At 72.7% G+C, this 11335-nt stretch carries 13 protein-coding genes and 1 pseudogene; 6 read left to right on the top strand and 8 right to left on the bottom strand.

All coding sequences use genetic code 11. The features are described from left to right. The 3 genes from AB0M52_RS22485 to AB0M52_RS22475 all read right to left on the bottom strand — a co-directional run. On the bottom strand, positions 1 to 2182 hold a 2182-nt coding region (locus AB0M52_RS22485), incomplete at its 3' end, for an esterase-like activity of phytase family protein (RefSeq protein ID WP_363956864.1). 151 nt (positions 2183 to 2333) lie between these two features. Then, the gene (locus AB0M52_RS22480; RefSeq protein ID WP_363956861.1) at positions 2334 to 2507 is read right to left on the bottom strand and encodes a hypothetical protein; all 174 of its coding nucleotides are present in this window, start codon (positions 2505 to 2507) and stop codon (positions 2334 to 2336) included. Then, on the bottom strand, positions 2504 to 3400 hold the full coding sequence (locus tag AB0M52_RS22475) for a hypothetical protein (RefSeq protein ID WP_363956859.1): 897 nt from the start codon (positions 3398 to 3400) through the stop codon (positions 2504 to 2506). The genes AB0M52_RS22480 and AB0M52_RS22475 overlap by 4 nt, the downstream gene beginning before the upstream one ends. A 63-nt stretch (positions 3401 to 3463) precedes the next feature. Here AB0M52_RS22475 and AB0M52_RS22470 point away from each other — a divergent pair, with 63 nt between their 5' ends. Continuing rightward, positions 3464 to 3634 carry a toxin HicA gene (locus AB0M52_RS22470; protein ID WP_363956856.1) on the top strand — a complete coding sequence of 57 codons (171 nt, stop codon included), beginning with the start codon at positions 3464 to 3466 and terminating at the stop codon, positions 3632 to 3634. A 25-nt stretch (positions 3635 to 3659) separates the two neighbouring features. Continuing rightward, complete coding sequence (locus AB0M52_RS22465; protein ID WP_363956867.1) at positions 3660 to 3758, top strand: toxin-antitoxin system HicB family antitoxin; 99 nt, start codon at positions 3660 to 3662, stop codon at positions 3756 to 3758. Between the two features lie 18 nt (positions 3759 to 3776). On the opposite strand, the gene AB0M52_RS22460 is transcribed toward AB0M52_RS22465, so the two are convergent. After that, positions 3777 to 4130: a cytoplasmic protein gene (locus tag AB0M52_RS22460; protein ID WP_363956853.1), complete on the bottom strand. Its 354-nt coding sequence runs from the start codon at positions 4128 to 4130 to the stop codon at positions 3777 to 3779. Between AB0M52_RS22460 and AB0M52_RS22455 the strand changes: the two genes are divergently transcribed. Beyond that, positions 4129 to 4269, top strand: coding sequence for a hypothetical protein (locus AB0M52_RS22455; protein WP_363956850.1), 141 nt, complete (start codon positions 4129 to 4131; stop codon positions 4267 to 4269). The genes AB0M52_RS22460 and AB0M52_RS22455 overlap by 2 nt on opposite strands. Before the next feature lie 2 nt (positions 4270 to 4271). Here the strand turns inward: AB0M52_RS22455 and AB0M52_RS22450 are convergent, their stop codons facing one another. Beyond that, positions 4272 to 5951 carry a DNA repair helicase XPB gene (locus tag AB0M52_RS22450; RefSeq protein WP_363956847.1) on the bottom strand — a complete coding sequence of 560 codons (1680 nt, stop codon included), beginning with the start codon at positions 5949 to 5951 and terminating at the stop codon, positions 4272 to 4274. 469 nt (positions 5952 to 6420) lie between these two features. Here AB0M52_RS22450 and AB0M52_RS22445 point away from each other — a divergent pair, with 469 nt between their 5' ends. Beyond that, on the top strand, positions 6421 to 6660 hold the full coding sequence (locus tag AB0M52_RS22445) for a hypothetical protein (RefSeq protein ID WP_363956845.1): 240 nt from the start codon (positions 6421 to 6423) through the stop codon (positions 6658 to 6660). Positions 6661 to 6666: 6 nt separating this feature from the next. On the opposite strand, the gene AB0M52_RS22440 is transcribed toward AB0M52_RS22445, so the two are convergent. Next, positions 6667 to 9141 (bottom strand): helicase-associated domain-containing protein, encoded by a 2475-nt coding sequence (locus tag AB0M52_RS22440; RefSeq protein WP_363956842.1) that lies wholly within the window; start codon positions 9139 to 9141, stop codon positions 6667 to 6669. 83 nt (positions 9142 to 9224) lie between these two features. On the opposite strand from AB0M52_RS22440, the gene AB0M52_RS22435 reads away from it, so the two are divergent. Both AB0M52_RS22435 and AB0M52_RS22430 read left to right on the top strand, forming a co-directional pair. After that, positions 9225 to 9848 (top strand): HAD hydrolase-like protein, encoded by a 624-nt coding sequence (locus AB0M52_RS22435; protein WP_363956839.1) that lies wholly within the window; start codon positions 9225 to 9227, stop codon positions 9846 to 9848. 28 nt (positions 9849 to 9876) lie between these two features. After that, positions 9877 to 10263 carry a cold-shock protein gene (locus AB0M52_RS22430; protein ID WP_111215200.1) on the top strand — a complete coding sequence of 129 codons (387 nt, stop codon included), beginning with the start codon at positions 9877 to 9879 and terminating at the stop codon, positions 10261 to 10263. On the opposite strand, the gene AB0M52_RS22425 is transcribed toward AB0M52_RS22430, so the two are convergent. Together AB0M52_RS22425 and AB0M52_RS22420 are read right to left on the bottom strand one after the other, a co-directional pair. Continuing rightward, positions 10224 to 11072 carry a 1,4-dihydroxy-6-naphthoate synthase gene (locus AB0M52_RS22425; RefSeq protein ID WP_363956836.1) on the bottom strand — a complete coding sequence of 283 codons (849 nt, stop codon included), beginning with the start codon at positions 11070 to 11072 and terminating at the stop codon, positions 10224 to 10226. The two genes, AB0M52_RS22430 and AB0M52_RS22425, sit on opposite strands and share 40 nt — an antisense overlap. Before the next feature lie 28 nt (positions 11073 to 11100). Further along, positions 11101 to 11335: pseudogene (locus AB0M52_RS22420) on the bottom strand (futalosine hydrolase); the annotation flags it as partial.

Here is an 11335-nt window from a genome sequence, read left to right as displayed (position 1 = left end):
TCTCCTGGGTCCAGCCGTTGGTGGCGCGCAGCGCCGGCAGGACGTCCAGGGCGAGCCGCTTCGGCAGCACCTCCAGCGGGCCGGAGGCGGCCGGGCCGTCCGGCAGCTCGACCGTGTAGATCCGCTTGATCGCGGCGGCCGGGCCGTTCAGCTTGTCCCGCTCGATCACCGCGAGCCGGTCGCCGACCACGGTGATCTCGGAGAGCCCGATCCAGTCACCGGGGACGTCGGTGCGCTCCAGCCGGTACCCGAACCAGCTCCACGTCCCGGCCGTCACGTCGTACCGGCCGATCCGGACCACACCCGCCGGGTCGGTGGACACCTCCCGCTGGAGCACCGCCCAGACGATCTCCCGGCCACGCTTGTCGGTGGTCGCGGTGACCCCCTCGAAGCCCTGCTTGCCCAGGCCGGCGGCGATGTCGGCGGGCAGCGGCACGACCTGCCGGGTCACCCCGGCGGCGTCCAGCCGGACCAGCTTGTTCTCCGGGCCGCTCGCCCCCTCGACGGCCAGCCAGAAGCCGCCCTGCGGGCGGGCGAAGATCCCCTCCGCGTCGTACCCGACCGGCTCACCGCGCTCGTCGCGGACCGGCAGCGCCCCGGTGATCACCGCCGGGCTCTTGCGCGCGTCGATGGTGAAGATCTGGGTCTTGGCGTACGCGGCGTCGGTCACGCTGTAGAGCAGGTGCGGCTGCTTCGGGTCGGCGGAGAGGGCGCCCAGCGCACCCCACCCGATCGGCGCCCCGGTGGCGTCCGGGCCGGAGACGATGCTCGGGAACCCGGGGGTGCCCTTGCCGAGGTGGTACAGCGACACCGAGGCGCGCACACCGACCGCGGCGTTGTCGGTCTCGCTGGAGACCGCGAGCAGGCCGCGCGACGGGATCGGCAGCAGGCCCTCCGGCCCGTTCGTGGTGGCGAGGATCTGCTTGAACACCGGGGCGGTCGGCTTGCTCACGTCGTAGACGGCGACGAAGTTGCTGCGCTCCGAGCCGACGAAGGCGTACCGGGTGCCGCCGAACTCGGCGACGGCCAGCCCCTCCGGCTCGGTGCCCTTCTTCCCCGCCCGGTCATTGTTGTGCAGGCCGTGCCGGACGCCCAGCCACTCGAAGGTGTTGCCGGCGTCCCAGGCCACCCGGCCGGTGCGGCTGTCGAAGACCGTCCAGCCCCGGGTGCCGCCCCGCCAGTCACCCTCGTTCGCGGTGGCGAGGTAGCGGTCGTCGATCCAGGCCACCGCGTCCGGCTCCCGGGGTACGTCGGTGATCGAGCCGGTCAGGTCGATCACGCCGTCCTTGGCCGTGTCGATTCGGTCCACCGAGGCGGTGCCGGCCGAGAACGCGCCGGTGATCCGGCCGGTGGGCAGGTCGATCAGGACGATGCCGTTGTTCTCCTGGAGGGTCACCACGAGCTGGTTACGTCCGTTGATCGCGACGTACTCCGGCTCCGGGTCGGTGGGCTCGGTGATCCCGGCGGCGGCCAGCGCGGGCAGCGCCCGGCCGTCGGCGGTGGTCAGCGGTACGGTCCGCAGCGACCATTTCTGCGGGCCACCGCCGGGCAGGTCGACGATCTGCACGAAACCGGCGGGCGCCTGCGGCAGGTCGCCCTTCTTGCCGCCGGGCGGGGTGGCCTCCTCGTCCCGCTCGTTCTCGATGGCGATCGCCGCGTACCGCTGGTCGGCGCTGATCGCGATCGAGTCGGGCTGGCCGCCGAGGTCGAAGCTGCGTACCCGCTTGCGGGTGGCCAGCTCGATCACGTCGAGGCGGCCGGACGGGTCGGTGTAGCTGGCGCTGGTGTTCACCACGACCAGGACGTAGCGACCGACCACGGCCACCGAGGTCGGCTCGTCCTCGGCGTCGCCGAGCTGGGTCAGGGAGAGGGTGCCGAGCCCACGCGGCTGGTCGGCCCGGGAGATGTCGAGGAAGCCGATCCGGCGGGCCAGCGCGTCGGTGTAGACCAGGGTACGGCCGTCCTCGCTGACCGCGGAGATCTCGGCCACCGTCTCGGTGGTCGGGTCCTCGCCGGCCGGGCGGTTCAGGAAGACCGGGTAGGTGGCGGTGCGGTCAAAGGCTTTCGCCGGCCCGGCGGGCTTCTGCGGCTTCTGCCCGGCGTGGGCCGTGCCGGTGATGGCGAGGGCGGCGATGGTGGCGCCAGCAATCGCCAGCCTGGGGAACGATCTCTTGACTGTCACTGCTCCTCCGTCTGTTCAGACTCCGGACGGAGGCTGGCACGCACGGCCGAGCACCGGCTGTCGCCGCCGTTAACAGCCGGCGAACAGGACCGCCCGCCGGTCTCCCGAGCGGCATCGGATCGGAGGGAGACTGGCGGGCGGTCGTGGTTCGTCAGCGGGGGTCGGTCTTCTCGGCGGGCTCGTCGCCGTAGGCGTACCAGCTGGTGCCGAGCTTCGGTCCCCACTCGACGGCCATCGTCGGTGCGGGCTCGTGCTTCGGATCCGGCAACGGGAAGCCGGCGTTGAGCAGCGGCTGCCACTCCACGGTCAGGAACGGCTCGGTCATGACCACGCCTCCTCGGCGACGAGCGGGTCGTTCGACAGCTCCGGCGGCACCGTCTCCTCGACAGGAGCCATCCGCCGCGCCTGCGGCGCCGCGAAGACGGGGTCGGTCGGTGCCGCCCGGTGGTGCTGCGGGTGCTTGTCCTGGTAGTCCAGGGCGGCCTGGATCAGCGCCGGCTCCGAGAAGCGCGGCCCCCAGAAGGCGGCGTTGATCGGCAGCCCCTCGGTGCTGTCGTACCCGATCGGGAAGGTCACCATCGGCCAGGTGAGCGCGTTCGGGAGCTGGTAGAAGGTGCGGTAGTTGCGCAGCTGGGTGCCGCCGACCCGGGGGCCGATCTGCGCGCCGATCGGCAGCACCAGCATGAAGTCGACGCCGGCGCTGTCGAGCGCCTGCTGGTAGTTGGCCTGCAACGTGCGCCGGCGGCGTTCGCCCTCGTCCCGTACCGAGGCCGGGATCGCGCCGGCGTTTGCCGCCGCCTGGGCGAGGTTGCCGAACTGCCGGGTCAACGCGGCGGCATTCTCCGGGTACGCCTCGGCGAACGCCTCGACCGCCTGCCAGTAGCGGATTTCGTACCGGTTCGGGCTGAGCACCGCCGTGGCAGGCGACACCACGGTGCCGTTGGGCAGCGGTAGGCGTTCGCTGGTGCGGAAGTAGGGGTCGTTCTCCGCCACGGTGACGTCCAGGCCCGGGAACTCCTTGACCGTGGCCCCCAGGGCCACCAGTTCGGCCTTGAAGCGCTCGAAGGCGGCCCGGTGGTCGCCGTCGTACGTCTCGGCGGGCGGGGCACCCGTGCCGCCCTGGGACATCCAGTCGGTCTGCGGGATGCCGATGGTCGTTCCGGCGAGGGGACGCTTGCCGCCGCGAGCCTTGATCGGCAGCGCGGGGAAGGCCTCCATAGCGAAGATCGTTGAAGCGATGCGAAAGAACCAGCAGAACATCGCCTACAACGATCTCTTGGGGTGTGCGAGCACTACTTCGGGAAGCCGCGGCAGGCCGGCACATCCCATGCGGTGTTCAAGATGCCTTGGGCCGGCGACCCACGCGTCAATATTCAGAATGACAAGGGCAAAGCCAAGGCGTATCAGGTACGGCAGGTGCTCAAGGCGATCGACAAGAAGGAGGCCATGTGATGCAGACAGATTCCCATCCTGAGGTATCCCATTACAGAGCCTGCACCGCGAACTCGCCATCCAGGCCGCCGAGGATGGCATGAGCCTCAACCAGTACATCCTGCGCAAGCTCAGGGCCGCCTGAGGAAGCGCGCGGGCGTTTCTAAGCTCCGCTGCTGGGCCCGAGCGGGGCGTCGGTCGCCGTCGGGCGGGCCGGGCTCGGCTCCTTCAGCTCGATGAAGAGCGTGTGCGTGTCGGTGTCGCCGATGTTCTGGCCGGAGTGCTCCTGTGCGTCCAGCCAGCGCACCTGCCCGGCCGGTAGCTCGACGTCGACCTCCCGCCCGCCGGCGCTGATCCTGCGGCGGAAGGAACTCAGCGTGTACATGACGCTGTCCGGGTGCCGGTGCGGGTGGGTCTTGGCGCCCGGCTGGTCCAGGTATTCGAGGACCCGTACGCGGTCGTTTTCGAAGACCACCTTGTACAGGTCGGGGTCGGTGATCGCCGGATCCTGGCTCATGGCCACCTCGCTCTGGTCGGCGGCACAGCGGGAGGTGCTGTTGCCGCACTGGCGATGCGAGTTCCAGTTGAGCCCTCCGTCACCGGCGACGCATCCCCCGGTCAGCGCGATGTTCCCGGCCGGGCGGTGGACCGTCTGAGTTCAGTCGACGGTGGGCAGGGGTGGGCCGAGGACGTCGTCGGCGTCGACGATGGTGTACGCGTACCCCTGCTCGGCGAGGAAACGCTGGCGGTGGGCGGCGTACTCGGTGTCGATGGTGTCCCGGGAGACGACCGTGTAGAAGTGTGCCTGCCGGCCGTCGGCCTTGGGGCGGAGCACCCGGCCGAGGCGCTGCGCCTCCTCCTGGCGGGAGCCGAAGGTGCCGGAGACCTGGATCGCCACCGCCGCCTCGGGCAGGTCGATGGAGAAGTTGCCGACCTTGGAGATGACCAGGGTCTTGATCTCACCCGATCGGAACGCGTCGAAGAGCCGCTCCCGCTCCTTGTTCGTGGTCGCGCCTTGCACGATCGGGGCGTCCAGATACTCGCCCAACTGGTGCAACTGGTCGATGTACGCGCCGATCACCAGCGTCTGCTCGTCCGGATGCCGGTCGACCAGCGCCTTCACCACCGGCAGCTTGGTGCGGGCGGTGGCCGCCATCCGGTAGCGCTCCTCGACCTCCGCCGTCGCGTACGCCATCCGCTCCGTGTCGGTGAGGGTGACCCTGACCTCGGTGCATTCGGCCGGGGCGATCCAGCCCTGCGACTCGATGTCCTTCCAGGGCGCGTCGTACCGCTTCGGGCCGATCAGGCTGAACACGTCGCCCTCCCGGCCGTCCTCGCGGACCAGGGTGGCGGTCAGCCCGAGCCGGCGGCGGGCCTGCAGGTCCGCGGTGAACCGGAAGATCGGCGCGGGCAGCAGGTGCACCTCGTCGTAGACGACCAGGCCCCAGTCGCGGGCATTGAACAGGTCCAGGTGGGTGAAGGCGCCGCCGCGCCGCGCGGTGAGCACCTGGTACGTGGCGATGGTGACCGGCCGGATCTCCTTGCGTTCGCCGGAGTACTCGCCGATCTCCTCCTCGGTCAGCGATGTACGGGCGATCAGCTCCCGCTTCCACTGCCGGCCGGCGACCGTGTTGGTGACCAGGATCAGCGTGGTCGCCTTCGCCTCGGCCATCGCCGCCGCACCCACCAGCGTCTTGCCGGCGCCGCAGGGCAGCACCACCACGCCCGACCCGCCGGCCCAGAACGCCTCGACGGCTTCCCGCTGGTACGACCGCAGCGTCCACGGCTTGCCGCCGCCCTTGCCGGCCTCGGCCAGCTCGATCGGGTGTGCCTCGCCGTCGACGTACCCGGCCAGGTCCTCCGCCGGCCAGCCGAGCTTGAGCAGGGCCTGCTTGAGTCGCCCCCGCTCGGACGGATGCACCGCGATGGTGTCGTCGTCGAGCTTCGTGCCCAGCATCCCGGCGAGCTTCTTGCTCTTGGCCACCTCGACCAGCACCACCCGGTCCAGGGCGCGCAGCACCAGCCCGTGCACGGGGTCGTTGGCGAGCTGGAGCCGGCCGTACCGGTCCATCGTCTCGGCCACGTCGACCAGCAGCGCATGCGGCACCGGGTACCGCGAGTACTTGATCAGTGCGTCCACCACGCCCTCGGCGTCGTGGCCGGCGGCGCGGGCGTTCCACAGCCCGAGCGGGGTCAGCCGGTAGGTGTGCACGTGCTCGGGGGAGCGCTCCAGCTCGGCGAAGGGCGCGATGGCCATCCGGCAGGCCTGCGCGTCGGGGTGGTCGATCTCCAGCAGCAGGGTCTTGTCCGACTGCACGATCAGCGGTCCACCACTCACGCCGAATCCCCTCCTCCGTACGGCTGACCCGAACGCCAGGGCAGGTGCCTGACCTGCCTCAGGGCGACCATCCAGTGTTGCACGGTCAGCGCGGCGGCAAAAAATATTCACCGTGCGCGCAACTAACCCGGTACTTCAAACCGTCTAGCAGGGGGGACGAGTGTCGAGGGCGGCAACCCGGGAGATCGCCACCGGGTCGCCGATCCCTCGCGGTCGTCACGCCGGTCGGCACCGGTGCGCGCGCGTTCGATCCGCGGTGGGCCAGGAAGCGGGGGCCCTGTCCGTCATCGCGGACCAGCCAACGGGGGCGAGCGGCGCGCCCGGGGCCGTACCGGCGAACCCCGTCCACCGTTGCGCCGCTGCCCCACCCCGAGCCGCCAGCTGGCGGATCGGTGCGCGGTGGTGCTGGCCGGTAGCCGTCCGGAGTGACACTCTTGACGGCAGGGCCGGACCGAACGGGGGAGGGCGCATGTCCGTCGATCAGGAAGTGATCCCCGAGCGCGAGCTGGCCGAGCCGGCAGCACCCGTCTCCACTGCGACGGTGGTCGCGTACGCGGTCGTCGGGGTGCTCCTCTTCGGGTGGTTCCTCTTCGGCTGGCTCGTGCTCCAGCAGGGCTTCATCGACTCGGTCGGCGAGGCCGCCGGCACCGGCTTCGCGCTGCTGCTGCTGGTGGCGATCGTCGGGTCGGTGCGGCGTAACCGGCGCTGACCCCGCTCACTTCTCCAGCACCGCCGCGGTGATCCGGTGCAGCGCGAAGGTGTGCAGCATCTCCGTCCGCTCGTCCTCCGCGCGCAGGTAGCCCGCGCCCAGTGAGACCGGACGCACCAGCCGCGACGCGGTCGCCCCGTGTGCGTCGACGTACCCGACCCAGACCAGCGCCTTGTCGCGGACCGCTTGTTGGAGCACGGCCAGCGCCTCGCTGTGACTGTGCGCGGGCACCGGCCCGGTCGGTGCCGTGCCCCGTACCGCCGCCGGAGCCCGCCGGGCCGCCCGTGCCGCCGCGTCGCCCCGGCGGATCTGCTCCACCACACCCAGCAGGCGCGGCAGGGGCAGGCGCGGCGGGGTGAGCGGGTCGAGCGCCCGGGTGGCCACCGAAACCCGGGCCGGCGCCCGCCGGGTCTTCGGGCGGGTGACCACAGTCGAGCCGGTGGCGTCCTCGGCCACCGGGGCGTAGCCGGCCTCCCGCAGCACGGTCAGCATCCGGCCGGTCTGGTACTGCGTGACCAGCACCGTCGGCGCGAGCCGGCGCAACGCCAACCCCTCCACCCGCTTGTCGGCCAGCACCTCGGCCAGCAGGGCCTCGTCGTCGCTACGCAGGTACGCCCCGGCGGAGCCGGTCCGCAGCCCGCCGTGCTTGCGTGCCACGTCGTCGACCAGGTACGTCAATCCCTGCGGCACCGGCGTGCGGGATCGGCGCCGGAACAGCCCGTGCAGGTCGTCCGCGGAGTAACCGGCATCCAGCGCCCGGCGCACACTCCCCGTGGTGACCCGGTGCACGCTCGCCCCGCCGGCCGACTCGGGCTCGGCGACCACCTCCAGCTCGGCGGCGAGCGCCGGCTCCGGCGGCCCGGGCACCACCACGGTCAGGTCGGCCTGCACCAGGAAATGGTCCACCGGGGCGGGCAGCAGCGCGTCCAGCGCCCGCACCGCGGTGCCCGACCCACCGTCCTCGGCGTCGGACCGCAACCCGAGCGGGTCGTCCGTGTCGCGGTCCTCGGCCGCCGTCGCCTCGGCCAGCAGCAGCCGCCCGTACGAGGTGAGCGCCCCCAACCCGGTCACGCCCAGCGTGGCCGCCTCGGCGAGCACCTCCCGATGCGCCGCCTCCCGACCCCGGCTGCGCCGGGGCGCCCGCCAGTCGAGCAGCGCCAGCACCTCCTCGGCGGTGGGCGCGGTGGCCGGTTCCAGGTCGGCGAGCACCCCGAGCACCGCCCGCCGGGCGACCGGCGCGCCGGCGCGTTCCGCCTCGGCGGAGAGCACGGTGATCGGGCGGTCCCGGTCGTCACGCTGGCCGACCAGCCCGACCTGCCGGGTCATGGTCAGCCACGCCCGGGTCAGCTGTTCCCAGCGCTGGGCCAGCGAACCGGCCCGCCACATCTCGTACCCGGCGGTGGGCAGCACCTGCTGGTCGGCCCCGTACCGGCCGGTGGTGCCGGGCAACTCGACCTCGCCGGTCAGGCCGGCCGCGTACGCCACCTCCAGCAGCAGCGCCGCCGTCGGCTCGTCCAGCCCGGTCGCCCGGCCCAACCGGCGCAGGTCGCGTACGCCGAGGCCACCCGAGCGCAGCACCGGCGCGGGTTCGGCGGCCAGCTGTTCCAGCAGCGCCTCGGTGTGGCGTACCACCTCCATGGTCTGCCCGGCTCCGGCGGAGTCGGCGGCCTTCGGCTCGCGCGGCGCGGTGGCCACCGGCGGCGGGCTGGTAGGCAGTGGGCCCAGCGGGCCGGTGTCCCGCCGCAGCAGCAGCCCGACCTCGCGGGGCAGCTCGACCATGCCGGCGGTGCCGCCCTTGCCGCCGGCGACCCGGACCAGCAACCGGTGGTCGACCAGCCAGCGGACCGGGGAGCCGGTCGGCGCGCCGCCGTTGGTCTCGTCCGGGGGCAGCTCGTCGTCGGCGCCGGCCGCGGGCGCCTGCAACGCGCCGGGCGGCACGCTGCCGACCGGCGGCCCGGCCGCCAGCCGATCCAGGATCGCCCGGGCCGAGGGTGGCGCGGCCAACAGCGTCCGCCGCAGCTTCGCCGGGTCCGCACAGAGCGCGGCCGTGCGCGGGTCCAGCTCCGCCGCCGGCCGGCCGAGCCCCGCCGGGTACGGGGAGATCTCGTCGATGCCACCGACCAGCTGGAGCTGGTGTTCGGGGCCGTACAGCAGGAAGCGGGCGCGCAGCCGGTCGAGGGCGGCCCGGACGGCGGTTGGCGCGGGCGGGCGGGGGCCGGCGGTGGCCATCGCGAGGACCCCGTCGACCGAGGTGGTGCCGTCGACCGGGTCACGGGTCAACCGGGCGGCGTCCATGATCTGGATGGTGAACTGGTCCAGCCCGTCCAGGGCGCGCGACACCGAGACCCGGGACTGGGCCCGGATGGCGAGCGCGGCGACGTCGGCGGGTACCGGTACGACGAGGTCGGGCCGCAGTTGGAGCAGAGCGGCGAGCGAGTCGTCGGGCAGTGACCGGAGGTGGTCGGCGAGTGAGGTGGTCATCGTCGTTCCACGCTAGCCCGGCCTGGGCCGCTTCCGCCCATCGGACGACCGGGCTGGTCCGGGCGGCCGGGTAGCTTCGCAGGATGCTCCCATTGACGGTCGGTTTCGACCTCGACATGACCCTGGTCGACTCGCGTCCCGGCATCGCCGCGACCTACCGTGCGCTGACCGAGCGGACGGGCGTGCCGGTCGACGCCGAGGCCGCCGTGTCCCGGCTCGGCCCGCCGCTGCGCACCGAGATCGCCCGCTGGTTCCCGCCCGAGCAGGTCGAGGAGGCGGTCCGCGTCTACCGCGAGCTGTACCCGGCGTACGCGATCACGCCGACCGTGCCGTTGCCCGGCGCCCGGGCGGCCCTCGACGCGGTACGGGAGCGGGGCGGGCGGGTGCTCGTGGTCACGTCGAAGATCGGCCGGCTGGCCCGGCTGCACCTGGATCACCTGGGTCTGGTGGTGGACGAGCTGGCCGGGGACCTGTTCGCCGAGGAGAAGGCGACGGCGTTGCGGGCCCACCGTGCGACCCACTATGTGGGAGACCACGTGGCCGACATGGTGGCCGCGGCGGCCGCCGGAGTGCCCGGGATCGCGGTGGCCACCGGCCCGTGTTCCGTCGATGAGCTGCGGGAGGCCGGAGCGGCGACGGTACTGGCGGATCTCACCGGATTCCCGGCGGCGCTCGACGGCATGATCCGGCTAGCCTTGAGCCAGTAGACGTCTCAAACGAAGCAGGGGTTCTCAGGTGCCGACGGGTCGAGTGAAGTGGTACGACGCGACGAAGGGATACGGGTTCGTCACCAGTGACGAGGGTGGCGACGTGTTCCTTCCGAAGGCCGCGCTACCGGCGGGTGTCACCGACCTCAAGGGCGGCCAGCGGGTCGACTTCAGCGTGGTGGACAGCCGGCGGGGTGCGCAGGCGATGGGGGTGAAGCTGCTGGACGCCCCGCCGTCCGTGGCGGAGCTGCGCCGCCGACCGGCCGAGGAGCTGCACGGTCTGGTGGAAGACATGATCAAGGTGCTGGAGGCGAAGGTCCAGCCGGACCTGCGCCGGGGCCGCTTCCCGGATCGTAAGACCGCGCAGAAGGTCGCTCAGCTGGTCCACGCGGTCGCCCGCGAGCTGGAGGTCTGAGGCACGAGCCCGGCGTCGGCGGCCCGGCCGAGCAGCGCCTCGACGGCAGCGAACCCCGACTCTCCCAGGTCGGCGGTGTACTCGTTGACGTAGAGGCCGATGTGCCGGTCCACCACGTCGGGCTCCATCTCCTGGGCGTGCGCCAGCACGTACGCCCGACTGGCCGCCGGGTCGGCCCAGGCCCGCTGGACGGAATCCCGGATCCACCCCGCGGCCTCCTGCGGGTCGACCACGTCGCGGCGGGCCAGGATGGCGCCGAGCGGGATCGGCAGGCCGGTGTCGGCCTCCCACCACTCCCCCAGGTCGACCAGCGCGGTCAGGCCGTGCCGCGGATAGGTGAACCGGGCCTCGTGGATGACCAGCCCGGCGTCGTACCGCCCGGCGGCGACGCCGGGCATGATCTCGTGGAACGGCACCACCTCGATGCGCTGCGGCGTCCGTCCGGCCGCCCAGAGCCGGAACAGCAGGTACGCCGTGGTCCGGTCGCCGGGCACCGCCACGGTCGCACCGGAGAGATCGGCGCGGTCCGGCCCGCCGGCACGGTCGGCCCGGGTGAGCACCAGCGGGCCGCACCCGCGACCGAGCGCGCCCCCGCAGGGCAGCAGGTGGTAATCCTCCAGCAGCCACGGCAACGCCGCGTAACTCACCTTGACCAGGTCGAAGGCGCCGCGCTCGGCGGCGGTGTTGGTGACGTCGACGTCGGCGTACGTCACCTCGACCGGCGGTGCGCCCGGCACCTGCCCGTGCACCAGAGCGTGGAAGACGAACGTGTCGTTGGGGCAGGGCGAGATCGCCAGGGAGAGCGCCACACCCCCACCGTAACCCTGTGGTCAGGGCTCAGCGTAGGGCGGTGGCGGCCGTGGTGAGCGCGTTGAGCGCCTCCCGCATGCGCCAGGCGTCGCGGTCGCGCGGGCCGACCGGGTTCGAGATCGTCCGCAGCTCGGCGAAGGGCACGCCGGCATGGCTGGCGGCAACGGCCACGCCGTACCCCTCCATGGCCTCGGCCACCGCGTCCGGGTGGCGCTGACGCAGCGCCTCGGTGCTGGCGGCGGTGCCGGTCACCGTACTGACC

The organism is Micromonospora sp. NPDC051296, assembly GCF_040682255.1.
In the GTDB taxonomy this organism is placed as follows: Bacteria; Actinomycetota; Actinomycetes; order Mycobacteriales; family Micromonosporaceae; genus Micromonospora; species Micromonospora craterilacus.
Note: the sequence above shows the minus strand (reverse complement) of the source record. Positions and strands in the feature narration are given on the sequence as shown.

Excerpts from the sequence above, each read along its gene's own strand:
- AB0M52_RS22435 (WP_363956839.1), top strand. The coding sequence starts at position 9,225 with ATGCTCCCATTGACGGTCGGTTTCGACCTCGACATGACCCTGGTCGAC.
- AB0M52_RS22480 (WP_363956861.1), bottom strand. The coding sequence starts at position 2,507 with ATGACCGAGCCGTTCCTGACCGTGGAGTGGCAGCCGCTGCTCAACGCC.
- AB0M52_RS22455 (WP_363956850.1), top strand. The coding sequence starts at position 4,129 with ATGGCCACCTCGCTCTGGTCGGCGGCACAGCGGGAGGTGCTGTTGCCG.
- AB0M52_RS22475 (WP_363956859.1), bottom strand. The coding sequence starts at position 3,400 with ATGGAGGCCTTCCCCGCGCTGCCGATCAAGGCTCGCGGCGGCAAGCGT.
- AB0M52_RS22460 (WP_363956853.1), bottom strand. The coding sequence starts at position 4,130 with ATGAGCCAGGATCCGGCGATCACCGACCCCGACCTGTACAAGGTGGTC.
- AB0M52_RS22440 (WP_363956842.1), bottom strand. The coding sequence starts at position 9,141 with ATGACCACCTCACTCGCCGACCACCTCCGGTCACTGCCCGACGACTCG.
- AB0M52_RS22445 (WP_363956845.1), top strand. The coding sequence starts at position 6,421 with ATGTCCGTCGATCAGGAAGTGATCCCCGAGCGCGAGCTGGCCGAGCCG.